Below are 25,236 nucleotides of genomic sequence, written 5' to 3'. Positions count from 1 at the left end.
TATTTTTGCGGCAAACTATGCAAGGGTTGCAAGGTGGGATTCGAACAGCCCATGCCCGGCGCTTTGCGTCCCGCCGTCTGCGCCAAGTATCACTACTCAATTTCACATTGGGTAGTGATTTTTTATTGCCGCTTTGCAAAATCCCGATGCTTTTCTTATAAACATCTCCCCTTTATTTTCAAGTAGTGATTTTCGGGTTCGGTACAAATCATACCAGCAATCGCGGGAAATAGCTATTCACAGAACTACACAAGATTCTTCCTGCATCTTGTGTACAAATTGACAGCAAAAAAGACGGCACCCGATTTCTCAGGTGCCGCCCTCTGTTCATGTTACCACTTCTTTATGGGCTGCGCTTTCGGCAGTGTCAGCGTGTTTGCCATCGTTCGGGCACTTAAGTTTTTGGACCGCGAATCCAGATGTGCGTAAATGTTGGCCGTAGTAGAAATATCGCTGTGACCCAGCCACTCTTGAATCTGCTTCATCGGTACGCCCTCTTTCAGCAATAGGCTGGCACAGGAGTGGCGCAAGTCGTGGAATCGGATCCTGCGCAGACCATTTTCTTTCAGCAGCTGCGGAAAGCCCGTCGTCACGGAATCCGGCTGGATCAGGTTTCCCATTGCATCCACAAATACATAGCCAAGGTACTCTTGATTATAGCAGTTGCCGCAGATTTTCTGGTTGTATTCCTGCTGCTCTTTGACGGCTTTTAAGCGTTCGGCAATCGGGTCTACCAGCGGCAAGGTGCGCAGACTGGATTTTGTTTTGGCTCGGTCAGCTTCTACCAAAATCTTCTTGCCATCAATGCGGGTGCTGGTCACGATGTGGCGGATGGTCAGCGTCTTGGCTTCAAAGTCGATGGCCTCCCACCGCAGCCCCATCACCTCGGCTCGGCGCAGTCCGTAAAAGGCTGCAAGCTGGATAATCAGTTCCAACTTATGCCCTTGGGCGACTTCAAAGAGCTTTTCCATTTCCTCGGCGCTGTAATAGCTTGCCATGAACGCCTGCGGCTTGGGGCGGTCCACCTTGTCCACCGGGTTGCTGGTGATCAGGTCGATGCGCACGGCGTATTTCAGCGCCTTGTGAAGATTGGCGTGGAATCGCAGTATAGAGGTGTTTTTCAGCGTTTCCGCTTCGTGCAGATAAAAGCTCTGAATCTGGCGCGGCTGTAACCCTGCCAGCGTTACGCCCAGCGGTTCAAAGTAGGGAATGATGTGCTTTTCCACATTGAAGCAATAGGACGAGTAAGTAGTTTCCGTTACGGCGGTTCGCATCATTTTCAGCCAATATCGCATATAGTCGCTGAATGCCATATCCGGGCTGAGTTCGGACACCTGTCCTTTGGGAATCGTAAAACTCTTTCGCGTTTCTGCCAGCATTTTTTCGGCACGTTTTTTGTTGCCCTTGACGGGCAGCCCTGTGCCGATCCACGGCTGACGGCGTTTGCCCGCCGAGTCCGTGTAACTCAGCACTATGTAATAAAATCCGTTTTTCTCCTGTAAGCGTCCTGCTACCATAGGCATCTCTCCTTTTTTCAAGTTGCTGCATTTGGGGTTCGGTACAACGATACCAGCAATCCCGCCGGAAAGCTATTCACAGAATTGCACAAGAACCGTCCTGCACATTGGGTGCAAACTGACATCATTCGCGCTCCCGTTCCCTTCTGCGGCGGCGTGGTCCGGGATGTTGCGGCATCCTGTTTTCCCGGTCAATACGGTTGGATTCGCGCGTGCGTTGAATACGCTTGATGGCTCCCTCTGCGATTTTGTCCTCTTTGCGGAGTTCCGCAATCTTACAGGTAAGCATTGTACGGCGGTCTGCAAGTTCCGGCGGGGCATCCATTCGGCGCATCTGCTTGACGACTTCCGCCCGCTGCGCGGCAAGGGTTTCCATTCGCTGGGACAAGCCCTTGCGGTAGTCCACGATTGCTTGCAAAGAGGGGAACTTGTGGTCGTAGACAAAGGCGTGTTCTGCAAGGATTCTCTCGGTATCTTTCCAAATGCGCTCTAATTCCGGGCGGTTGATACGCGGTTGCTGTTTCTTGGGCAGGATACCCAGCTGATAACAGTAGTACAGATACAAGCGATGCATTTGGGATTCATCAAAGAACACCTCGAGGAAAATTTGGAGGATGCTTTTTCCTGCATAGGTATCCTTGGGGCGATACCGTTTCGGCGTATACTGGCGGGGTGGGTGTTTCACCTCATACAGCCTTGGTCCATACAACAAGTAGTTTCCCCGCAGTCTGTCGTCTATGGCAGGTAAATCGTATTCTTCTCCCAGCCGATAAAGCCGCACTGCACGGCCTCCATCCCGCGCCCGAATCGTTGCATACTTTCGGTTGGGGTCACTGTCGAAAATGTACCCCTGCCGATACAGCGCCCTGTGAAAGTCCTCGGCGGTGCTGGCATCCTCACAGGCTTGGTCGATGGCTTCCCGCATCCAGGCGTACCGCGTCGGTTCCTTGGCCTTGGGCTGCTCCACTACTGACAAGCCGTACTCCCGGCACAGCTTGTCGGATGCCGCCCGGAACTCAGCGTATTGGCTGCGGCGTTGCTCGTATTTCTTGCCGTCCACATACGATACGGAATTGATAACGAAGTGGTTGTGCAGGTTATCCGTATTCATATGGGTAGCGACCAGCACCTGAAATCGCTTGCCCCAGACCTTGCGGGCCAGTGCCACGCCGATCTCGTGGCATTGCTCCGGGGTGACTTCCCCCTCGCGGAAGCTCTGGTAGGCGTGGAGCGCCACCACGCCGTCTGTTTTACCAAAGCGCTCCTGTACAGCCCGCATATCCTCCCACGCATGGTCTGCCCTGCAATGGATGCCGGTGACGAGCTGGGCGCTCTCGTTCAGCTTAGTCTTGGCATCGTTCTCTGCGTAGTGCAGCGTTTGGGCAATGGCATCGTATTCGGTTTTGTCCGGATTGGCGGCATAATCAAGGACGCGCTGTAAGCTGTCCTTGATCGTCCAGATCTTAGTGACTGCCAATGAGCAAATCCCTCATGCGGTCGGTCTGGGCGTTGATGGCTGCCCCTTCCCGTGCAGAACAGTTCTCTGCAATTTCATCCAGTTTGTCCAATACATTAAATACCTCCTTGAGCGGATGCCCGCCCGGTTCATATCCCAGCGCCCGCTGGCGTAAGTATTCCGAGAGAGACAGCCCGCACCGTTTAGCCATCAGCGTCATTTTTCGTTTCTCTGTGACGCTGACGCGGACATTGATCCCGACACTGCGCTTTCTCATGCGCCAGCAGCCTCACAGGGGTTCGTGGCTGTCCCCGTAGGCTTTTCGGCGGGTTGCCCTGTGGCAACACTTTGCCCATGCTTGCTCCCCTTACGCGACCTTTGTGACGCTAATGACGCTGATGACGCTGTTTGTGAGATATCCCATTTGAAAAGCTGGGTTATGTCAATTTCAGCGTCATTAGCGTCATCTGCGTCATTTCCGTCATGGGAGAACTTCATCTGCCGCGCCTGCGAGGTGCGGTGGGTTTCATAGCGGATACCTCTTGGCGTGAATACGGTATCGAAGTGTTCCACGATTTTCCGGGTCAGCTGGTGGGGCAAAACGCCTTCAATATCGGCTGCAGAGAGCAATTCGGTAGCCGTACCCTGCCAAATGCCAACACGGTCAATGTAATCAGCCACTTTCCAAAGGTAACTCGGCACCGCCTTCGCCGCAATTTGTTCAGTGCTTTCTTCCTCGTCCAGCATCCAAACGCAGTTTTCTTCGTGCAGACGCAGTGTTTTGTTGTCCATGTCGCGCCCGGTCACCAAAATGCTGGCGGTCTGGCTCATGCGTTTGCGCTGCATGACCCAGCTGGTATCGGACGCACCCATCAGACCGTTGGAACCTGCAATCTGCTGGAACGGGTCGTCTGCGGCTTGTTTGCGCAGATGGTGGATCAGCAAAATACAGATGTTATACTTGTCCGCCAATGCTTTCAAGGCGCTGATTTCCTTGTAATCGCTGGCATACATACTGTTGTTCTGGTCGTTGGAACGAACCTTTTGCAAGGTATCAATGACAATCAGTCCGGTGTCCGGGTGCTGATAGATGAAGCTGGTGAGCTGTTCTTCCAGCCCCTGCCCGATGCTGCTGCATTCCGTCTGCATGACCAGCCGTTCGGGGGCTTCTTCGCTGCCCACAAGCTGGAGAAGGCGCTTTTGCAGGCGGTTGAAGGTGTCCTCCAGTGAGAGATAAAGAACGGTGTGCGGCTCTATTTCGCGTCCCCACATAGGCTTTCCCTGCGCCACCTGCAAGCACAGCCACAAGGTCAGCCAACTTTTGCCCGCTTTGCTGGGACCGGCAAACAGTGCAAGACCGGCTGGGAGCAAATCAGGGATGATCCACTTGACCGGCGGCAGCGGCGTGGAGAGGAGTTCTTCGGCGGAGATCGTTTTTGGAAGTTTTTCATGATTCATTCGCATCGTCCTTTCTGTTTTGGTATATATCTATTATCTCATACTATCGTCGTTTTGTGTGTAGTAAGTTTTATTCTCCAGTGTTAAGTTGTACGGCTCACGCCGCCCCACAGCCCCACAAACGCGCCAAACGGCGGGTTTGCGGGTGATGTCGCGTCAGTGTGCGACGCGGGGCATCCGCCCCACACCGGGCGGATTTGGGCAGTTACTGCAAGTGAATCAGAACTGATTCACTTTTACACCTTTCCCTCTGAATTGTGAATCAAATCTGATTCACTCCCAATAAATTTTCCGAAAGTATACTGTTCTGATTCACTACTTTTACTGGGCTGGAAAAAGTGAATCCGTTCAGTACACTTTCGGGATAACATTTCGATTTACAGCTGCATTTGCCCACCTTGCCCCAGCTGTGGGGACGATTCGCAAGGCTACCGTTCGGCTGCAACGGCATCATGGGTATTTTTACCCCAGCCAGGTTCTCTGCCTGCCGCCCTTATTGTGTGAACTGTGACTGGACGGAAGTATCTTTACGACCACATCTGTCATTGCGCTCCACTCCGCCACGGGGTGTTTACCAGAGACTGAATCGCTCGTGCCCGGTGGCAGTCATGGCGCGTACTCTGTCTGCGCTGCCGTACTCGTAAGTTGACGGCAATGCGGTGAATGTACCTTGCTTGTCGGATATGCAGTTTTCAAGGTGCCGAATCTATTTAAGACGGGGAGGTGCTCTTGCCAAAAACAAGGCTTTCTCCTACGCGCTCACACGGGTCTGACCGCACGGACTTTTCAGAACATAATTGATCACATTGATTTTGGGGATTTTGTAGGCGTTTCCCAGCCGGATGCAGCTGATCTCGCCCTCTCCCAGCAGGTCATAGGCCGCGTGGCGGCTGATGCCCAGCATGGCTTGCAGATCCTTGACCGTTACAATGTCCGGGTACTCCGCAAACATGAGCTTGTACATTTCTCTGATTTCTTTACAATCCATTCGATCACCATCCTTGAATTTCAACTTTCGCATATTTGCGATGTGAATATAGGATACTGCGCTTTTATGCGAATGTCAATAGTTTTCGCAAAATTGTTACTTTTTTTTTGCGCTTTTATGTTATGGTGTGGTACAATAAGGAAAATCCTGCAAAGAGAGTGAACTGAAATGAACATCGGAGAGAAAATCAAGCGCATCCGCCAACACCGCCGCATGACCCAGAAAGAGTTGGGCGAGTTGGTCGACCTCAGCGCAAACCGCATTGCGCAATACGAAATGGGTTACCGCGTACCAAAAAAGCCCCTGCTAAATCAAATAGCAGAGGCTTTGCGTGTTTCCCCGTTGGCACTTTCCGATGGCGGAAACGGTCCGGCAAACGATATTCTGGAGCAGCTTTTCTGGCTGGACGAGGAGCAGCCCGGCGTTATCAAGTTGGTGCTAACTGAGCGCGGCACAGCGCGGTACAATGCCAACCCAGACCTTGCGCTGCGCTATGATGATAACGATAGCTGGCCGCCGCGCTCCCCCGTGGCGATGTGGTTCGATGATACGATTCTGGATGATTTTCTGAAGGATTGGGCTGCGGTTCAGAAGAAGTTGTATGCGGGAGAGATCACGCAGGCTGAGTATTTTGAGTGGAAGATTATGTGGCCTGATTGTGATAATCTACACATATGAAAACAGTTTTTCTATCTACACCATTTTTCCTATGTCACAAAGAACATAGTTGCTCATAGGATTGCGCATACAAAAAGGAGTCTTTTAAATGAGTTTGGGTTTATATGTTTCCAGCTTCTACTTTTTCCAATCAGGCAAGAATAGCTGTTATTTAGGGCTGAACTCCCCTGTTCAATACAATGATACGCAATACTCCCAGGCAATAGATTTTTTTGAAGCCTTTTTTGCTGTTCGCCGCACAATGGAAACGCTTGAATCCGAAAAGAAGTTGTATTACATTGAAACAAATCCCAATTGGCGCGGAGAAACCGAAAAATTTTCTTACATTGCTGCTTGCATACATTCGGGGAATTATGGGATAGAAAGCGACATATACGATGCAACATCTCACGAACGAGTTGGTTCAATTGAAAAGAATCAAGCAGGAATGGTTCCTTTCTTTGTATTTGTTGCTATTCCCAAAAAAGAGACGTCAACGGAACCCATTAACAAGGGCTTAATCCTTTTCCAATCCATGGGGATATACGGTGCCAAATCTATTACCTGTAAAATGATAAACGAGTTTGCGAAAGATAAAATGAACGCAACTTTTCACACGTGCAATGTATCTCCCAGTGAATTTCTAAACGCCTTTTTTGATTTAGGTACACTCAAACGGTTGAAATTGACCCGTAATCGCACCTCAGAAGACAACAGCGACCAATTGAGCGGGATTTCTTACGCCAAGGAAGAGCGAGTCTTGTCCTCCTTTCTCGGAAAAGCAGCCAATACTTTTATTGAGCGTTTAATTCATTTCGGTTTAGACAAGTCTGCGATTTTTGAATTAGAAAACGGCATATCTTACGACAATGTTACTGCAACAATAGACATCGGAGATGGTAAAGAAAGAACGGTTAATCTGCATAAATACGATAATCTGAGCATTCTTGAATACATACCCAGCCAATACGAAAAAGAGAACGGTCATGCTGACGAGAATACCATCATTTCGTACTTATGTGCACGCGCGACAGAATACATTGAAAAAATGGATATGACTATTCATGTGATATCAAGACGCTAACGGAGGAGCTATTATGAGCGAAACACATTTTTGTGGTGCCTTGATTCTTGCAATCACATTCTTACTGATTATACGCTATTCTTTGCGAAAGAAAAATTCTTTTCTGAACATCCGTGAAATTGTCTGTGATTACTGGAAAATGCTTTCTTCTTTACGCCATCGCGTAATTTTTATGGCAACACCAATTAGCTTTGGAATTGGTCTGACGTTAATTTCCCCAATTCGCACGAGTGTTCTGGAAACGGTATGTACGGCAATTTCAATTTTGCTGGGGTTATTATTTGCCACATTAGGTGCAATCGCCAGTGGAAATGAGAAAAAGAAAAAGGGTTATCCTGCTTACGGTACAGTGTTCAATGAGACAATCAACACCATACTATATTTATCTTGCTTGTCCATTACGGATTTAGTAGTTCTTTTTATGGGACTAGCACTTGTGCCTCTATATGGAGCTTTGCAGCGAAACTGTATTGCTATACTACATTTTATCGGCAGCGTTACAGTATACTCTTTAACATTTTCGATTTTTTTGAATTGCTTGATTGTAATCAAGCGAATAGCGCGATTACTTACAATAGGGTAAACTATACTTTTTGAAGCGGCGTTTGAAGGACGCGCCGATTATTTATTCTCACGAGGATATTGAACAAGTGGTTGGGCTACTGGAGCCGTTCACAGAGGTTTCTCAAGAAGAAAAACAACAGCATATTGAGGATTTACAGACCAAGTGTCCATACTGTGGTAAGCCATTGGTTCTGCGCAATGGAAAATACGGTCAGTTTTGGGGATGCAGTGCCTATCAAAAATGCCGTTTTACACGCAAGGCTGAATAGCCTATCTATCTGTTGCACAAGAGGATTCAGCTTTTATAATCTGCACCCATTGGTGGTCCCCAGCCATACGCCCATTGGTCTTTTCAATAATCAGCAGCGGATCAAAGAAAGGAACATCCATCTCTCGGAGAATGCCTTTCAGACCGGCTCGGCTGGCAGGCAGGCATCTTTCTTTCAAAAATTCCTCGAAATCTGCCCAAGACGGATTCTCTACAATGCCAAACGCCCGCAAAGGGATTCGGTCGGTGTAGTTCTTCATGCGGACAACTTCGTGCTTGAAATCAATGTCGATGACCGTACATAGCTGCTTACCGTTCATGAAATTCATCCGCATGGTAAAATCCGGGTCCGTGCTGAAATGCTCGGCGTTATAGATATACTTGTATATGGTCTGGCGCGACACGCCGAACTGTTTTGCAATCTCGGTGTTGCCGATGCCTTTTCTATGCAGTTCCAAAACCTCTACGATCTGGTCGGGGGTCAGCTGTGCCTTGCGGCCCGCATTGCGCGGATTTGGATGATTGATTTTCAGCATCTTTGCAAGTTCTCGCAATTCATCCAAATCAGCTGTGCCAAAAATTTCTTTTATTTGCTTTTGGTAATCGCTCGGCATCCAGTATCCCTCCCAAGTCGTTTTCTACTATTACTATATCGTGATTTCGGGGAAATGTCAACAAATTAAAATATTTACACACAAGATGCGGCAGTTCTATCTCAGCTATCCAATTTTCCAGACAGTGTCTGGAAAATTGAATTGGTCGCACTACTGCGAGCTGCTGTCCATCTCCGATAAGGAAAAGCGCAGCTTCTATGAAAAGGAAACAGTCAACGCCGGATGGTCTGTCCGTGAGATGAAGCGGCAGATTGATAGCTCTCTGTTTGAGCGTCTGCTCCTATCCCGCGGTGATGCCAACAAGGAGCAGGTTTTGGCGCTGGCTGAAAAGGGCGTGGACTACGCCAAGCCGGAGGACATCATCAAAGACCCGTATGTATTTGAATTTTTAGGTCTGCCGGAGGAGAAGCCGTTCCTTGAAAGCGACTTGGAAGCGGCACTGGTGCGGCAAATCGAAGATTTCCTGCTGGAACTCGGTCGGGGCTTTATGTTTGTCGGCACACAGCAGCGGGTCACTGTGAATAACACCCACTACTATGTGGACATGGTGTTCTACAACAAGATTTTGCACGCCTATGTGCTGATCGAGTTGAAAACCACCAAACTCACGCCCGAAGCTGCCGGGCAGATCAATATGTATCTGAACTACTATGCCGCAGAGGTCAACGACCCGGAAGACAATCCGCCCATCGGCATCATCCTCTGCACCGATAAGGACAGTGTAGCGGCTGAGTATGCGCTGGGCGGCTTGTCTAATCAAATTTTTGCTTCTCGGTATGTCCTGTATATGCCGAATAAGGAGCAGCTTATCAAGCAGGTGGAGGAAGTCTTAAAGCGCTGGCACTCCCATGAGGGTGACTAAGCGCGTCATCTGGCTTTGCGTGAGCTGCTAATTTCCTTGATGGCTGCATCGAGGGCAATGCCTTGCCGATTGAAATACTGCGCATATAGCTGCCGCTTTTGCCAAGGTCAAGGCTCATTTTATGTTCAGAAACATGAAGACGATGGCGCAGCTGCGTGATGCGCTTACGGACAAAACTCTCATATTCGGCTACCTGTAGCAAGCAGGTACACCCTTTCCCATTTATACTATACTATGTAAATATTGTAATATAAATTGCGGTAGAGCGTTCAGCATTGTGATATCAGTTTTTGCAGCATCGCCAATATATTGACGATTAAATAATGAATTTTGAAAAAAGTTTTTTCAACCGCGGTGTTTCAGATAGGGAGCAGTCTGGGAAAGCGGCTGTATCCCACCCGGTCGCTGATCTCATAAATCTTCAGGTCGGTGCGGGCCAGCAGTTCCTGGGCATAGCGCAGCCGCAGGTTGTTCAGGTAGCTGATAAAGGTGCAGCCGCACCGGCGGGTGAACTGGGTGCTCAGGTACTTCTCGTTCAGGCCTACCTGGTCGGCCACGGCCTTTAAGGTCAGGTTGTGGTCGGTGAAGTTGTCCTCCAGAAAGATCTGGGCCCGGCGGATGGGGTCCGGGGTCTGGCTGCGGCTGCGGTGCTGCAGCCGTTCCTGCTCCTTGCGCAGCAGGTTGCGCAGCCAGACACTGCGCTCCCAGGGGGTACCCAGGGCTTGTACCACCGCTTCACAACCGGCGGTGTTCTCCGCGTCCAGGCCGCATTTGCGCTGGGCCTCGGTGATCTGGGTCAGCAGCACCAGCATCAGCTGGGTCTGAGCCGGGCCGTCCAGCGGTTCCCGAGTGCGGAAAAAGGCTTCCTTCTCCGCTTCATAGTCCTCGTCCCGCTGGGCGCCCAGGGCGTTCACCAACGGCGCACACACAGGGGCTCTGTCCAGGCAGGCCCGGGCCAGGGGTTCGTACCGGCTCTGGGTGCAGACCGCTCCCGGTCCTTGCAGCACCGCCAGCCGCACCATCACCCCGCACAGGGCGCAGGCGTCGGCCACCCCTGCTTCGGTGACCAGGTCGCTCACCGCCGCTGAAACGCTCAGGTTCATGTAATCCCGCCATACCACTTGGATCTGCTGCACTACCGACAGCATAGTGTTGTGGTAGCGGGCTTTGTCCCGAACTTGCCACAGCAGCTCGTACTGGCCGGGTCCGGCAGCCCGCAGGGTGGCCCGACCTGCCACCCGGGGGATCTGGCGTACCAGTTCCAGCATGGGCTTGTCCAGGCGGTTTTTCAGGTCGCCCCCGAACCGGTCGGACTGCCGGGCCATGTCGTCCACCGCAAATACCGCCACCCCGTAACTGCCCGGGGCCAGCTGGGGCCCGGCGGCGGGGGCCGCTGCGGTGCCGCCGTCGGCAAAGATGCGGCGGCGCAGCTCGGTGAGCATGGCGGTCAGGCTGGCGGTGTCCGGGTTGCCTTTCAGCAGGTAGTCATGGGCTCCCAGGCGGAAGGCCTCCTGCACCAGCTCGTATTCGTCATAGCCCGAAAGTACCACCGTCACCGGCAAAAGGGCGCTTTGCCGCAGGCGGCGGATCAACCCCAGCCCATCCAGCAGGGGCATTTTCATATCGGTGATCAGCAGGTCCACGGTGGTGCGCTGTAACAGTTCCAGCATCTGCAGCCCGTTGGTGCAGTCCCACACCAGGGTGTAGCCCAAGGCTTCCCAGTCCACCATGGTGCGCAAAGCCGCCCGCAGCAGGGCATCGTCATCGGCAATCAGGGTTCGGATCATGGGACAGTTCCTCCTTCGTTGTCTGGGGCGCTACCGCCTGCCAGGGTAGGCGGATCGTTATCCGGGTGCCCTGGCCGGGCACACTCTCTATCAACAGGTTGCTTTCGCCGCCAAAATGCAGCCGCAGCCGTGCCAGCACGTTTTTCAGCCCGATGCCGTGGCCGGTATCCGCCCCCAGGGGACGGCCCCGCAGTACCGCATCAACCTGCTCCGGCGTCATGCCGCAGCCGTTGTCCTCCACTTCCAGGCAAAGGAAATCCCCCTGCCGGGCCGCCTGGATCACCAGCTGGCCCAGCTCGTCCCCCATGTCCGCAAAGCCATGGTCCAGGGCGTTCTCCACAATGGGCTGCAGGGTCAACCGGGGCAGGCGGCAGCTGCGGCAATCTTCGGCCACATCGTAGCGCACCTCAAAGCCGTCTGCATAGCGGATGCGCATGATGTACAGGTAGCTGTCCAGCATCTGCAATTCCTCGTCCACCGTGTAAAAGCTGGTGCTGCTACGGAAAGAGCAGGATACGATATTGCCCAACGCCTGGGCCATACGGCGAGTGCCGTCGTACCCCGACATCTGGGCCATGAAGCGGATGGAGTTGAGGGTGTTCACAATGAAATGGGGGTTGATCTGACTTTGCAGAACCTGCATCTCGGCCTGATGCTTGCGCTTCTGGGTTTCCTCGTTGATGGCCAGCATGTTTTTCAGGCTCAGGACCATCTGGTTGAAGGAGGAAGTCAGCCGCTGCAGCTCCTGGTGACCCGAGGGCTGCAGCTGTACGGCCAGGTCGTTGGCGGCCACCCGGTCCATGGCCCCGGCCGGCTCCTGCACCGGCATGACGATGGCGTCCAGGAAGTACCGGGAGAACAGGAAGAAGAGCAGCAGCAGGCTGAACACCACCCCCACCAGCAGTGCGCCGATACCCAGGATGCGGTCCATGATAAGCCCTTCGTCCACAAAGGTGGCGATGCGCCAACCCGTAAAGGGTACCTGCCGCAGGATGAACAGATAGTTGCGGGTCCGCCCGTCGGGGTCCAGGGCCGCCCGCCGGTTGAAGGTGCCGTTGGGTAGCTGCGCGCCGTTCTCTCCAAACCAGGCAAGCAGTTCTTCCCGGCCCATATCCCCGAACAGGACCTGGCCTTCCTCGTCCAGCAGCAGGGTAGTGCCCATGCCGGGGTCGGAGCGAGACCGCAGCGGCACCTCACTTACCTGGGAGGTGGTAAAGTACGCCACCATCTCGATGCGGCCGCTGCGGTCGGTGGTATAGTTGGGAGCCATGGCCGTCACCAGCACCAGCTGACCGCCTTTCTGGGCGTTGGCGGTCAGATCGGTCTTGCTGGTGTCGTAGCCGCCTATGGTCACCCGGTTGGGATTGTCCAGGGCGGTGCGGTACCAGCCTTCGGCGCGCAGGGCGTCGTCCGGCAGGGTGATGGACTCCTTCACCGGCACGGTACCCCCGCCTTTCATGAAAAAGAGCCCGGCCAGAATGTTCTGAGACGGCACCATGGCCATGTTGAAACTCAGTTCCAGCTCTTTAGCGGCCAGATATTGCTGGCTGCTGCCGCTGCTGGAATAGACCCGGTTGGCCACGTCCAGGAACTCGCCGTCGTTTACATAGACAAAATGGGACAGCTGCAGCGACGCGGATTTGATATCGGTGTTCAGGGTGGTGGCCACCGTTTCCTGAAACGCCGAGATGGTATCCACCGCGGAGGTGCGCATCACCTGGTACAGGATCACCGCCGCCGCGGCAAACACCACAATCAGCGGTACCACTACCAGCAGCGAAAACATGCGGTAAAAGACCTTTTTCAGCGGGTATTGGCTGTCGCTCAGTTTCACGGCCGTTCAGCTCCCTTTTGTGCACTTTGAGCCCAGTATAGCAGACCCGCCGTCCAAAGAAAAGCACCCCCGCATCCATTGAGGCAGAAAAACCGGGCGGGGCGCACGGTGTGGTGCGCCCCGCCCGGACAAAGCCCGCCCTCACAGGGGAGAGGTATGCTCGTTGCGGTATTCTTTGGGGGTGACCCCCACCAGTTTCTTGAACTGGCGGGAAAAATACTTTTCGTCCTGAAACCCCACCATCTCGGACACCTGGTACACCTTGTACTGGGGGTCGGCCAGCAGCCGCTTGGCGGTCTCGATCTGGCGGTCCAGCAGATATTTCATGAACCCTACGCCCATCTCCTCCTTGAAGCGAATGGACAGATAGTTGGGGGTGACGCAAAGTTCGGCGGCCAGGGCTGTCAGGTTGAACCGGGGGTCCCGGTAATGCTTTTCGATCAGGTCCAGGCTGGCGGCAATGAGCTTGCTTTGGGCCAGCGGTGCCTGGGCGCATTTGTGGGCACATTCCGCGGCCACGGTATCCCGCATGCAGGCGCACATGGCCTCGGTGTCGGCGCAGCGGCGCAGGGCGTGCACCGGGTCCTCCCCCTCGCCGGAAAGGATGCCCTCGGAGATGAGCAGCATCAGCAGATTGGTGCAGAACCGCTGGGCCGAGGCCAGGTGGTGGGGTTCCGCCCGGACCACCTGCTCCACGCAGGCCCACTGGGCCAGGGCTTCCTGGGTTTCCCCGTGCTTGACACAGTGCACAAAGCGGTGCCGGTCATAGCCGCCGCTGCGCAGGTCCTGCAAAAAGCTGCGGTAGGTGTGCACGGGGATGTCGGCGCCGCCGTCCTCCTCGGCCCTGCGGGGGGCAGGGCGCAGGTCCAGTTCGCCCCGCAGCTTGTGCAGCAGGGCGGTCAGGGCGTCGGTGTCCACCGGTTTCAGGATATATTCCCGCACCACATTCAGGCGCACCGCCCGCTGGGCGTAGGAAAAATCGTTGTAGCTGGAAATCAGGATCACCTGGGGAGAAAGCCCCAGTTCCAACAGGTCCTCGATCAGGTCAAAGCCGGTCTTGGAACGCATGCAGATGTCGGTGATCAGGATATCCGGCGCCCGGCGCCGGGCAATCTCCAGGGCGCTCTCGGCGCCGTCGGCTACCCCGATCACCTCCATGTCCAGGGTGGCCCAGTCCAGGTGACGGCGCAGTCCTTCCCGGATGAGCATCTCATCGTCCACGATCAAAACGGAATAGGGCATGGGTCTTTACTCCTTCAGTCTGGGGGTAGTCAGGCGGTCGGGGGCGGTATAACGGCGGGGAATGCGGATGCTCGCCGTCAGGAAGCCCCCCTCCATCCGGTATTCTAGGGCGGCTTCCCGGGCGTAGGCGATCTCCAGCCGGGTGCGGATGCTCTGGATGCCGTAGCTGCGGGCGGGGGCGCCCGCCTCCTGCCGCAGTCGCTGCTGTACCTGGGCCAGGGCGTCATCGGGGGCGTTGTTGGCCACTTCCAGCACCAGGTCCCCCGCCCGGGCAAACACCCGCACCAGCAGCAGGTTGCCCTCGGCCGGGGCGTCGGACCGGTTGAAGGCGTGCAGAATGGCGTTTTCCACCAAGGGTTGCAGCAGCATCTTGATGACGGTGTCCTGCAAAAGGGATTCGTCCACTTCCTCATGGACCTGGAACAGCCCGCAGAACCGCACTTTCTGGATGTTCAGGTAGCTGCGCATGTGGGTCAGTTCCTGTTCCACCGTCAGTTCCGGCTGGCCGTTGTTCAGCGAGGTGCGCAGCAGGGTGGACAGGCTGGTCACCAGCTGGGAGATCTGTTCCACATGGTAGTCCTTGGCCAGCCAGTTGATGGAATCCAGCGTGTTGTACAAAAAGTGGGTGTTGATCTGGCTTTGCAGGGCGTTGAGTTCGCTCTGTTTCTGGTTCAGGCGGGTGACGTAATTTTCCTCGATCAGCTGGTTGATCATCTGGATCATGTAGTTGAAACTGTCGTACAGTTCCCCCACCTCACCCTTTTCCCGGGTGTGGACGGTGATGTCCAGATCGCCGTTTTTCACGTTTTTCATGGTCTCGGACAGCTGCACCACCGGGCGCATCACCGACCCGGTGACCACAAAGGTGAGCAGCATGCCCACCAGCAGCGCCGCCCCGGCGGACAAAAACAGGATGCTGCAGGATTGCAGGTAGGTGGTGTGCACTTCCTCCAGGGATTTCAGCCCCACCAGATAGTAGTCGGTGGTGGAAAGCCGCCGGGCAAACAGGCAGGCGTCGCCGTCTGGCTGTATATAGAAGCCGCCCGAAGCGCTCAGCTGCCGCAGGGTATCGGTATCGGGCAGGCCCCGGATGGAATAATACCCGATGAACTCTTCGGTGGCTATATTGTAGAGGGCGGCTTCCATGCCTGCCTCGTTGCGCAGATTGTGCAGAACGCTCTGGGTCAGGTGCTCATAGTTGAACTCCACCGATATGGTGCCCAGAATGTTGGAAAAATCCCGGTTGTCGTAGATGATCTTGGAGGCCCGGATGTATTCATAGTTGCCGTCGTAGTAGGTATCCCACAAAAAACGGCCGTCCAGGGACTCCAGGGTCTGGATCCATTCCGAACGGGGATCGTAAGGAGCGGGGGATTCCTCCAGCCCCAGGGTGTCGTATACGGGCAGATAGGACCCGTCCGGGGTGCGGGCGGTGATCTCGACCAGCAAGGGCAGGGTGCCCAGGGTCACGCTGTTGAAGGACAGCAGAGAGGTAAGGGCTTCGTCCCGCAACAGGGCCTGCTCGGCGTCGCCCTGGGCGGCGCCGGTGCCGTAGGCGGCCAGCAGTTCCTGCAAATGCTGGCTGGAGGCCAGATTCAGTATGTGGCTGTGGGCAAAGCCCATGGCGTCGGATAACTCGGTGGACCAGCGCTGCATTATTTGGGAGGAGGTTTCAATCAGGTTGCCTTGAACCATGCTGTAAACGGTGCGCAGCACAAACACAAAGATGACAGCGCAGAACGCCAGCAGGATGGAAAAATAAGAAAGCAGCATTTTGCGCCGCATGACGTCCCCTCCTTCAGGTCCGAATCTAACAAGGTTCGCCACCCAGTGTAACATACTTCGCGGGGTGTTGCAACGAAAAAAACACAGAAAATTGTGCAATAATATCAAAATAAACAGAAAAACAAGAAAAAGAACATGAAAAATAGCGAAGAAAGAGAAATAGTCCACCATATCGTATTTTTGTTATCTTGTAAAAAAAGCGGCACAATGGTAGACTGAAGACAACGAAAGTGCACAGCGCCTTTACGGCAGCACGAGAAGAAACACACTTGAAAAAAGGAGCAAAGCAGTATGAAAAAAAGCAGTATGAAAAAGTCAATCGCATTGGGTCTGGCTCTGGCCATGGGCACCTCCCTGCTGGCCGCTTGCGGCGGTTCGGCAACCACCAGCAGTTCCGAGCAGACATCTTCCGCCAACGCCAGTTCCGAGATCGCTTCCGCCGAGACCAGCGGTGACACCATCCGCATCGGCGGCATCACGGCAGTCACCGGCGACAAGGCCGAGATGGGTGAGAGCTTCTGGCGTTCCTGGGAGCTAGCCATCGAAAAGGTCAACGAGAACGGCGGCGTCCTGGGCAAGAAGGTAGAGCTGGTCCTGGAAGACTCCAAAGGCGAACCCAAGGAAGCGGTGGAGCTGACCAAGAAGATGGGCGATGATGAGAGTATCGTTGGCGTGCTTGGCCCCATGACCAGTTCCGAAGCCATCGCCTGTGCGCCTGTTTTTGAGGAGTACACCATGGTGGAGCTTTCCCCCTGCGCTTCCAACAACCAGTACGCCCCCATGAGCGACTACGCTTTCACGGTGGCCGGCAAGATGGAAGCCGAGCAGCCCTACCTGGTGGAGCGCGGCGCCTATGAATACCTGAACGCCAAGTCCATCGGCGTCATCTGGGTCAACGATGACTGGGGCGCTTCCGCCTTTGAGTCCACCAAGGAAGGCTGCGAGGAATACGGCATCGAGATCACCGATGACGAGAGCTTTGTTTCTGGAGAAAAGGATTTCACCGCCATCCTGACCAAGATCCGCCAGACCAACCCCGAGTATCTGATGTTGGTAACGCAGGCCGCCGACGGTGCCCTGATCCTGAAACAGCTGGAGGCCATGGGTTGGGATATCCCGGTCATCGGCGCCGGCGCCATGTACTCCGACCAGGTGATTCTCCTTGCAGGTGAAGCAGCAGAAGGTTTAGTGATTTCGGCTGGATTTTTCCTCAGCGAAGAAGATGAAATTGCGTGGGACTACGCAACTAAATTCTACGAAGGCGCCGGGTTCTATCCTACCACTCATGGCCCTCTGTCCTACGACGCTGCGCTGCTGCTCTGCGCCGCCATTGAGAAAGCCGGCACCACCGACCGTCAGGCCGTGCGCGATGCCCTGGCCGGCATCACCGACGCCGACGTGCAGGCTCTGTGGGGCGATGTGCTCCTGGCCGGTCCCTACGAGTTCACCGAGGATGAGGACATTATCCGCGCCTACTGCCTGCTGAAAATTGTCGACGGCAAGTGGACCAAAGTCAGCGACTACTCCAAGTGCAGCAAGTTTGAATGATCGCTGTGTGCTGACACGGTAAAACGGAGGCCCCGTTTTCCCTCTCTCGGGGTGAACGGGGCCTCTTTTTTTGCCCCGCATCGCAGCCTACCCAAAGGAGGTATTCCCATGTATGTGCTCCAGCAGCTTATCAACGGCCTGTCCCAGGGCAGCATCTACGCCCTGATGGCCATTGGTTATACGCTGATCGTCGGCGTCGTCGGGCTCATCACCTTTGCCTACGGCGAAATGGTCATGATCGGCGCCATGAGCGCTTATCTGTTCTACACCTATGTTACGCCCAACTTCTTCCTGGGCTTGTTGGTAGCCTTCATATCTTCCGGTATTGCCGGTATCTTCATCCACAAGGTTGCCTACGAGCGCTTCCTGGACGCGCCTAAAAACATCGCCCTGCTGTGCACGGTGGGCTGCTCCCTGCTCATCAAGAACCTGGCCCAGATCGCCTTCGGCTCCCAGGGCAACGCCATGCCCCCCGCCTTTGAAACCAAGCCCTTCTATCTCTTCGGTACCGATCTGTACATTACCACCATCCACATGGTGGTAATCGCCATCGTGGTGGTGCTGGCCATCGGCCTGAGCCTGTTTTTGTACAAGACCCGCGTGGGCCTGATGCTCCGCGCCGTCAGCCAGGATAAAATGGCGGCCAGCCTGGTGGCCATCAACGTCAAGAAAGTCACCCTCATCGGCAACATCGTGGGTACCGGCCTGGGCGGCATCGCCGGTCTGCTGTACGGCACCTACCTGACCAACGTGTCCACCGTGTTCGGCACCGTGGTCGGCCTCAAGGCCATTTCCGCCTGCGTGCTGGGCGGCATGACCAACATCCCCGGCGCCGCTTTGGGTGCCCTGCTCATCGGCATTCTGGAAAACTTCGGCATCGCCCTGTTCACCTCCAGCTACCGGGATATCATCGGCTTCCTGGTGGTGTTCATCGCACTGTCGTTCCGCCCCGAGGGTCTGTTCGTGTTCGACTTTACCAAGGGCTTCAAACGGAAGGGAGGCAAATGACCTATGACCAACCTCATTACCAAGGCCAAAGACTTCTACACCGGCCATAAAAAGCTGGTGGTCGTCCTCGGCATCCTGTTCCTGATCCTGCTGCCCCAGCTCACCACCAGCAACTACGTCCGGGGCGTTCTGGCCCGCATCATCGTGTACGCCACCATCGCCAGCGGCCTGAACATCATCAACGGCTATTCCGGCCAGAGCTGCCTGGGCATCGTGGGCTTTACCTGCATCGGCGCCTACAGCGGCGCCCTGATGAGCACCGAACTGGGCATGACTTTCCTGCCCAGCCTGCTGTGCACCATTGTTCTGTGCGCCATTGCCGGTTTCATCGTATCCATCCCCACCCTCAAACTCAACGGCATGTTCCTGTCCATCATCACCCTGGGCTTCTCGGAAATGATGCGCCTGACCGCCCTCAACTGGCAGGACCTGACCAACGGCCCCCTGGGCATCAAAGGCATCCCCACCATTACCATCTTCGGCTTCAAGGTGGAATCCGGCGCTCCCTTCTACTACCTGGCGCTGGTGGTGCTGCTGCTGGTGGTGTTCATTCTCAACCGGCTGCTCAACTCCCGCATCGGCCGTGCCTGGATCTCCATCCGTGAGGACCAGGACGCCGCCCGTTCCCTGGGTGTCAAGGTTTCCCACTACCGCTGCATCAACTTTATGACTGGTGCCATCATCTGCGGCACCATGGGCGTGTTCCTGGCCCACTACTACCGCTACGTCAGCCCCGACATGTTCACCCTGGACGAAGGTTTCAGCGTGCTGTCCATGTGCGTGGTGGGCGGTTCCGGCACCCTGCTGGGCCCCATCGTGGGCGCGTTCGTCATCAACGGCATCACCGAGGGCTTTCGCTTCGCCTCCGAATGGCGTATGGTCATGTACGCCCTGCTCATCATCGTGATGATGTGGGTACGGCCCCAGGGCCTGTTCGGCGCCAAGGACAGCGTCATCGCGGGCAATATCTCCCTCCCGCTGCCGGCGTTCTTGCGCAAAAAGGAAAAGCCCCAGTCAAAGGAGGCGCAGTGATATGGCAGTCATTCTGGAAAGCAAGGCCGTCTGCAAATACTTCGGCGGCCTGAAAGCCGTCAACAACGTGGACATGAAGGTTGAACAGGGCCAGATCTTCGGCATCATCGGCCCCAACGGCGCCGGCAAGACCACCTTTTTCAATCTCTGCTCCGGCACTTACAAGGTGACCTCCGGCCAGATCCTGTTTGACGGGCGGGACATCACCAACCTCCCCCCCGAGGAAGTGGCCAAGCTGGGCATCGTGCGTACCTTCCAGAACATCAAGCTGTTCAAGTACCTTTCGGTGCTGGAAAACGTGAAGGTGGGCTGCCACATCCATACCAGGACCAATGTGCTGGACGCCTTGCTGCACACCCCCCGCTACCGCCAGGACGAGGAATATGCCACCCAGCAGGCCGCCAAGGTGCTGGAGGAAGTGGGCCTGACCGAATACAAGGACTGGAAAGCGGGCAACCTGCCCTACGGCCTGCAGCGCAAGGTGGAGATCGCCCGGGCGCTGGCCGCCAACCCCAAGATCCTGCTGCTGGACGAACCGGCCGCCGGCATGAACCCGGCCGAGACCTGGAGCCTGCTGGAATTTATCCAGCGCATCAACAAGAGTGGCCACACCATCGTGGTCATCGAGCATGATATGAAGTTCGTCATGAACCTGTGCGATTACATCATGGTCCTCAGCTTCGGCGAAAAAATCTGCGAAGGCACCCCTGACGTGGTGAAAAACGACAAGAAGGTGCAGGAAGCGTACTTTGGACGGGGTACCATCCAGAAGTCCAACGAGCGCTGAGAGAGGAGAGAACGACAATGTCCGAAACGATGCTCAAGATCGACAATCTGGTGGTGGACTACGGCCATGTCCATGCCATCCGGGATATCAGCCTGGAAGTGGACCGCAACGAGATCGTCTGCCTGATCGGTTCCAACGGTGCGGGCAAGACCTCTACCCTGAGCGCCATCAGCAACATTACCAAAAAGACCTCCGGCCGCATCACCTTCAAGGGGCAGGACATCACCCACATGAACGCCCCCGATATCGTGCGGCTGGGCATCAGCCATGTGCCCGAAGGACGCCACGTTTTCCCCAAGATGACCGTGGGCGAAAACCTGATCCTGGGCACCATGGCCCTGCGCAAGGTTTCCCGCAAGTACATCGACGAGCGGCGGGAGCAGATGTATGACCTGTTCCCCCGGCTGAAAGAACGCATCAACCAGCACGCGGGCACCCTGTCCGGCGGCGAGCAGCAGATGCTGGCCATCGCCCGGGGCCTGATGTACGACCCCGAACTCATCATGCTGGACGAACCCTCCCTGGGCCTGGCGCCCATCGTGGTGGAGGAGATCTTTGAACTGATCTGCACCATCCAGAAACAGGGCAAGACGGTACTGCTCATCGAGCAGAACGCCAACATGGCCCTGCAGATCGCCGACCGCGCCTATCTGCTGGAAAACGGCGTCATCGTCAAGAGCGGCACCGGCAAGGAACTGCACAGCGACGACAGCATCCGCAAGGCATACCTGGGCGGTTGAGAAAGGCGGCGTACCATGGACGCAACACAGTACAAACAGGCGATTTTGCAAACGCTGGACGCCATCGGCGGCGAGGTCACGGCCTGCGCCGATGCCATCCACGGCTATGCGGAACTGAGCGGTGAGGAACACCGTTCCGCCGCCGCCCTGGAAGAGTTGCTGGAACACCACGGCTTTGCGGTGGAACGGGGCCTCAAGGACCTGCCCACGGCCTTCCGGGCGGTGTACGGCAGCGGGCCGGTGCGCATCGGCTTTATGTGTGAGTACGACGCTCTGGCCGGTCTGCAGCAGGACGATGTGCCCTGCCAGCAGGGCAACGGCACCCCCGGCCACGGTTGCGGCCACAACCTGCTGGGGGCGGGCAGCGCCGCCGCGGGCATCGCTCTGGCCCGGCTGGTAGACCAGGAGTTGCCCGCCACCGTGGTAGTCTACGGCACCCCCGCCGAGGAGACCCTGGCCGGCAAGACCATTATGGTGAACAACGGCTGTTTCCGGGATGTGGATGTGGTGCTGGGCTGGCACCCCCACAACCACAGCGAACCGGGCGAGATCAAGCACAAGGCGGCCGCCGCCTTTACCATGGCCTTCCACGGGCGGGCGGCCCACGCCTGCAACTGCCCCGAAAACGGGCGTAGCGCCCTGGATGCCGCCGAACTTACCAACATCGGCGTCAACTATCTGCGGGAACATGTGGACCGGGACTGCTATATGCACTACTGCTACCTCAACGGCGGCGAGCGGCCCAACATCGTGCCAGATTACGCCAAGCTGTGGTACATGGTGCGGGCCTATACCTATGCCCAGATGAAAGAGGTGGAACAACGGGTCAAGCGCATCGCAGAGGGGGCGTGCCTGATGACCGATACCACCGTGGAATTTGAGACTCTGGGCGATACCCACGACAACCGGCTGAACTTTACCCTCAGCCGCATCGTGTGGGAGGCCATGGAGGCGGTGGGCGCGCCCTGCTTTACCGAGGAAGAGACCGCCTACGCCCGGCAAATCGCCCAACATGCGGGGGTGCCCGGCTTTACCGGCGATTTTGACACCCGCATCGTTTCGGCGGACCGCACCATCAAGATCGACAACGGTTCCACCGACCTGGCGGATGTCAGCCAGGTGGTGCCCACCATCAATATGTTTGCCGCCTGCTTTGCGGCCAACACCCCCATGCACACCTGGGCGGTAACGGCCCAGGCCTGCCGTCCGTCGGCCCATCGGGGCATGCGGTTCGCGGCGGCGTCCCTGGCACTGGCCGGGGCGCGGCTGGCGTCGGACCCCGAAAGCCTGGCCGCGGTGCGGGCGGAATTTGAAAAGGAGAGGTGACACTGGCTATGACCTGTCAGCAACGGATCGAAACCTGGCTGGAAGAACACGGCCCGGAATTTGCCGCCTGTGCCGATACCATCCACGGTATGGCGGAACTCAGCGGCGAGGAACACCGTTCCGCCGCCGTGCTGGAGGACCTGTTGGAACGGCACGGCTTTACGGTGGAACGGGGGCTGAAAGACCAGCCCACGGCCTTCCGGGCAGTGTATGGCAACGGGCCGGTGCGCATCGGCTTTATGTGCGAATATGACGCCCTGGCCAGCCTGCAGCAGGACGATGTACCCTATCAGCAGGGCAACGGCGGTCCCGGCCACGGCTGCGGCCACAACCTGCTGGGCGCGGGCAGCGCCGCCGCAGGCATCGCCCTGGCCCAGCTGGTGGATGAAGGCCTGCCCGCCACGGTGGTGGTCTACGGCACCCCCGCCGAGGAGACCCTGGCCGGCAAGACCATCATGATCGAGAACGGCTATTTCCGGGATGTGGATGTCTGCCTGGCCTGGCATCCCCTGGACCACAATGACCCCGGCGAGGTAAAGTTCAAGGCCGCCGAGGCTCTGACCTTCACCTTCCACGGGCGGGCGGCCCACGCCTGCAACTGCCCCGAAAACGGGCGCAGCGCCCTGGATGCCGCCGAACTTACCAACATCGGCGTCAACTACCTGCGGGAACATGTGGACAAAGACTGCTACATGCACTATTGCTATACCCACGGGGGCGAGCGGCCCAATATCGTGCCGGATTACGCCCAGCTGTGGTATATGGTGCGGGCCTACACCTTTGCCCAGATGAAGGAACTGGAAGCCCGGGTACGCCGGGTGGCCGAAGGTGCCTGTCTGATGACCGACACCACGGTGGAAGTGAAGATCCTGGGTGAAAACCACGACAGCAAGCTGAATTTCACCCTGGCGGCCCTGGCCCACGACTGCATGGAAGCCATCGGCGCGCCCCGCTTTACCGAAGAGGAAAAAGCCTACGCCCGCCAGGTGGCCCAGGCTGTGGGCCTGCCCGGGGTGGAAGGGGAACTGGACGAGAGCATCCTGCCGGTGGACGGCACCATCAAGAAGGACAACGGTTCCAGCGATGTGGCGGACGTAAGCCAGATCGTGCCGGTGGTCAACATCAACACCGCCTGCTACGGTCGCAAAACGCCCAACCACAGTTGGGCGGTCACGGTGCAGGCCGACAAACCGGCGGCCCACCGGGGCATGCTGTTCGCGGCCAAGACCCTGGCCCTGATGGGCACCCGGCTGGCCACCGAACCGACGCTGCTGGCGGCGGTCCGGGCGGAATTTGAACAAGCGGAGTAAACGGAAATGCTACAAGAACAAGTATATACCGTATACGGCGAGCTGCTGCGGGGGGAACTGATCACCGCCATGGGCTGTACCGAGCCCATCGCCATCGCCTATGCGGGCGCTTTGGCCCGCCAGATCCTGGGCCGGGAGCCGGATACCCTGCAGCTGGCCTGCAGCGGCAATATCGTCAAGAACGTCAAGGGCGTCACGGTCCCCAATTCCGGCGGACGCCGCGGCATTGAGATCGCCGCCCTGCTGGGCGTCTGCGGGGGCGATGCCACCCGCCGTCTGGCGGTGCTGGAAAGCGTCACCGATGCCACTCGTGCCCGGGCGGTGGAACTGCTGGAAGCGGGTATCTGCACCACCAGCCTTATCGAAGGCACCGACAACCTGGTAGTCCAGGTGACGGCCCGGGCGGGGGCGGACGAAGCCTTTGTGGAGATCCGTACCACCCACACCAATGTGACCCGCATGGAGCACAACGGCGAAAATCTGATGGAAGGGGAGTGCGCCCGGCAGGTGTGCGCCCCTGCACCGGACAAAAGCCTTTTGAATGTGCGGGACATCCTTACCTATGGCGAAACGGTGGACCTGGACACCATCCGGGATGTGTTGGAAAACCAGATCACCTGTAACCGGGCCATCTCGGACACCGGTCTGGCCGGGCACTACGGCGCCGAGGTGGGCGCCACCCTGCGGGGCATGTTCCAGGAAGGCCCCTTTGAGATGCGGGCCGCCGCCGCGGCTGCCGCGGGCAGTGATGCCCGTATGAACGGCTGCCCCCTGCCGGTGGTCATCAACTCGGGCAGTGGCAACCAGGGGCTTACCATCACCATGCCGGTGCTGCTCTACGCCGAGGAAAACCAGGTGGACCACGACAGCCTGCTGCGGGCCCTGGCCATCGCCAACCTGATGAGCATTCACCAGAAACGGTTCATCGGCAGCCTGTCCGCCTACTGCGGTGCCACCAGCGCTGCCTGCGCGGCAGCGGTGGGCATCTGCTGGCTCCAGGGCGGCAGCTATGAGCAGATCTGCGGCGTTATCACCAACACTCTGGCCACTCTGGGCGGCATGTGGTGCGATGGCGCCAAGTCCAGCTGCGCCTCCAAGATCGCGGCGGCGGTGTACACCGGCCTGCTCAGCGTACGCATGAGCATGAACGGCCACCGCTTTGAACAGGGCGAGGGCATCGTCACCGCCAGCGTGGAAAAAACGATCCAGGACGTGGGCCACATCGCCCGGGAAGGCATGCGGGAAGCGGACCTGGAGATCCTGCGCCTGATGCTGAAAAACTGATACTTTGCCATTAACTCGGTCTGACCAGTAGAGCCTTCCTGAACTGCACAGCAGCCTGGAACGCTTGAACAAAGCTCTGCCATCG

General features: G+C 56.7%; 21 protein-coding genes and 2 pseudogenes. 12 read left to right on the top strand and 11 right to left on the bottom strand.

Annotated features, from left to right (window positions below; genetic code table 11):
* Positions 1-332 precede the first annotated feature (332 nt).
* The 5 genes from OGM81_04715 to OGM81_04695 all read right to left on the bottom strand — a co-directional run bounded on the left by OGM81_04715 (position 333) and on the right by OGM81_04695 (position 5,419).
* The gene (locus tag OGM81_04715) at positions 333-1,517 is read right to left on the bottom strand and encodes a site-specific integrase (protein UYJ44439.1); all 1,185 of its coding nucleotides are present in this window, start codon (positions 1,515-1,517) and stop codon (positions 333-335) included.
* Positions 1,518-1,641: 124 nt separating this feature from the next.
* Positions 1,642-2,994, bottom strand: coding sequence for a relaxase/mobilization nuclease domain-containing protein (locus tag OGM81_04710; GenBank protein ID UYJ44438.1), 1,353 nt, complete (start codon positions 2,992-2,994; stop codon positions 1,642-1,644).
* Positions 2,981-3,250, bottom strand: coding sequence for a hypothetical protein (locus OGM81_04705; protein ID UYJ44437.1), 270 nt, complete (start codon positions 3,248-3,250; stop codon positions 2,981-2,983). The genes OGM81_04710 and OGM81_04705 overlap by 14 nt, the downstream gene beginning before the upstream one ends.
* Positions 3,247-4,431: a helicase RepA family protein gene (locus OGM81_04700; GenBank protein ID UYJ44436.1), complete on the bottom strand. Its 1,185-nt coding sequence runs from the start codon at positions 4,429-4,431 to the stop codon at positions 3,247-3,249. The genes OGM81_04705 and OGM81_04700 overlap by 4 nt, the downstream gene beginning before the upstream one ends.
* A gap of 751 nt (positions 4,432-5,182) precedes the next feature.
* Positions 5,183-5,419 carry a helix-turn-helix domain-containing protein gene (locus OGM81_04695; GenBank protein ID UYJ44435.1) on the bottom strand — a complete coding sequence of 79 codons (237 nt, stop codon included), beginning with the start codon at positions 5,417-5,419 and terminating at the stop codon, positions 5,183-5,185.
* A gap of 168 nt (positions 5,420-5,587) precedes the next feature.
* On the opposite strand from OGM81_04695, the gene OGM81_04690 reads away from it, so the two are divergent.
* From OGM81_04690 to OGM81_04680, 3 genes are all read left to right on the top strand, one after another.
* Positions 5,588-6,097: a helix-turn-helix domain-containing protein gene (locus tag OGM81_04690; protein ID UYJ44434.1), complete on the top strand. Its 510-nt coding sequence runs from the start codon at positions 5,588-5,590 to the stop codon at positions 6,095-6,097.
* A gap of 88 nt (positions 6,098-6,185) precedes the next feature.
* Positions 6,186-7,160, top strand: a complete 975-nt coding sequence (locus tag OGM81_04685; GenBank protein UYJ44433.1) for a hypothetical protein — start codon at positions 6,186-6,188, stop codon at positions 7,158-7,160.
* Between the two features lie 13 nt (positions 7,161-7,173).
* The gene (locus OGM81_04680; protein UYJ44432.1) at positions 7,174-7,743 is read left to right on the top strand and encodes a hypothetical protein; all 570 of its coding nucleotides are present in this window, start codon (positions 7,174-7,176) and stop codon (positions 7,741-7,743) included.
* Between the two features lie 251 nt (positions 7,744-7,994).
* Here the strand turns inward: OGM81_04680 and OGM81_04675 are convergent, their stop codons facing one another.
* Complete coding sequence (locus OGM81_04675) at positions 7,995-8,606, bottom strand: helix-turn-helix domain-containing protein (GenBank protein ID UYJ44431.1); 612 nt, start codon at positions 8,604-8,606, stop codon at positions 7,995-7,997.
* Positions 8,607-8,691: 85 nt separating this feature from the next.
* Between OGM81_04675 and OGM81_04670 the strand changes: the two are divergent.
* Positions 8,692-9,468: pseudogene (locus OGM81_04670) on the top strand (PDDEXK nuclease domain-containing protein).
* Positions 9,469-9,511: 43 nt separating this feature from the next.
* Here OGM81_04670 and OGM81_04665 read toward each other — a convergent pair.
* From OGM81_04665 to OGM81_04645, 5 genes and pseudogenes are all read right to left on the bottom strand, one after another.
* Positions 9,512-9,670 (bottom strand): annotated as a pseudogene (locus OGM81_04665) (XRE family transcriptional regulator).
* 157 nt (positions 9,671-9,827) lie between these two features.
* Entirely contained in the window at positions 9,828-11,255 is a 1,428-nt protein-coding gene (locus OGM81_04660) for a response regulator (protein UYJ44430.1), read from the bottom strand.
* Positions 11,230-13,089, bottom strand: coding sequence for a sensor histidine kinase (locus OGM81_04655; GenBank protein ID UYJ44429.1), 1,860 nt, complete (start codon positions 13,087-13,089; stop codon positions 11,230-11,232). Before OGM81_04655 ends, OGM81_04660 begins: the two co-directional genes overlap by 26 nt.
* Before the next feature lie 141 nt (positions 13,090-13,230).
* A complete protein-coding gene (locus OGM81_04650; protein UYJ44428.1) occupies positions 13,231-14,331 on the bottom strand; it encodes a helix-turn-helix domain-containing protein in 1,101 nt (366 codons plus the stop codon).
* Positions 14,332-14,337: 6 nt separating this feature from the next.
* A complete protein-coding gene (locus OGM81_04645; protein ID UYJ44427.1) occupies positions 14,338-16,116 on the bottom strand; it encodes a histidine kinase in 1,779 nt (592 codons plus the stop codon).
* 291 nt (positions 16,117-16,407) lie between these two features.
* On the opposite strand from OGM81_04645, the gene OGM81_04640 reads away from it, so the two are divergent.
* The 8 genes from OGM81_04640 to OGM81_04605 all read left to right on the top strand — a co-directional run bounded on the left by OGM81_04640 (position 16,408) and on the right by OGM81_04605 (position 25,151).
* On the top strand, positions 16,408-17,664 hold the full coding sequence (locus tag OGM81_04640) for an ABC transporter substrate-binding protein (GenBank protein ID UYJ44426.1): 1,257 nt from the start codon (positions 16,408-16,410) through the stop codon (positions 17,662-17,664).
* A 108-nt stretch (positions 17,665-17,772) separates the two neighbouring features.
* Positions 17,773-18,672, top strand: a complete 900-nt coding sequence (locus OGM81_04635; protein UYJ44425.1) for a branched-chain amino acid ABC transporter permease — start codon at positions 17,773-17,775, stop codon at positions 18,670-18,672.
* A 3-nt stretch (positions 18,673-18,675) separates the two neighbouring features.
* On the top strand, positions 18,676-19,704 hold the full coding sequence (locus tag OGM81_04630; GenBank protein UYJ44424.1) for a branched-chain amino acid ABC transporter permease: 1,029 nt from the start codon (positions 18,676-18,678) through the stop codon (positions 19,702-19,704).
* A gap of 1 nt (position 19,705) precedes the next feature.
* Positions 19,706-20,491, top strand: a complete 786-nt coding sequence (locus OGM81_04625; GenBank protein UYJ44423.1) for an ABC transporter ATP-binding protein — start codon at positions 19,706-19,708, stop codon at positions 20,489-20,491.
* A gap of 17 nt (positions 20,492-20,508) precedes the next feature.
* Complete coding sequence (locus OGM81_04620; GenBank protein UYJ44422.1) at positions 20,509-21,231, top strand: ABC transporter ATP-binding protein; 723 nt, start codon at positions 20,509-20,511, stop codon at positions 21,229-21,231.
* Between the two features lie 15 nt (positions 21,232-21,246).
* Positions 21,247-22,557, top strand: coding sequence for an amidohydrolase (locus tag OGM81_04615; GenBank protein UYJ44421.1), 1,311 nt, complete (start codon positions 21,247-21,249; stop codon positions 22,555-22,557).
* 8 nt (positions 22,558-22,565) lie between these two features.
* Positions 22,566-23,867, top strand: a complete 1,302-nt coding sequence (locus OGM81_04610; protein ID UYJ44420.1) for an amidohydrolase — start codon at positions 22,566-22,568, stop codon at positions 23,865-23,867.
* Between the two features lie 6 nt (positions 23,868-23,873).
* Positions 23,874-25,151 carry an L-serine ammonia-lyase, iron-sulfur-dependent, subunit alpha gene (locus OGM81_04605; GenBank protein ID UYJ44419.1) on the top strand — a complete coding sequence of 426 codons (1,278 nt, stop codon included), beginning with the start codon at positions 23,874-23,876 and terminating at the stop codon, positions 25,149-25,151.
* Positions 25,152-25,236 lie beyond the last annotated feature (85 nt).

It is taken from the genome of Oscillospiraceae bacterium (assembly GCA_025758045.1).
Classification (GTDB): Bacteria; Bacillota; Clostridia; order Oscillospirales; family Ruminococcaceae; genus Gemmiger.
Note: the sequence above shows the minus strand (reverse complement) of the source record. Positions and strands in the feature narration are given on the sequence as shown.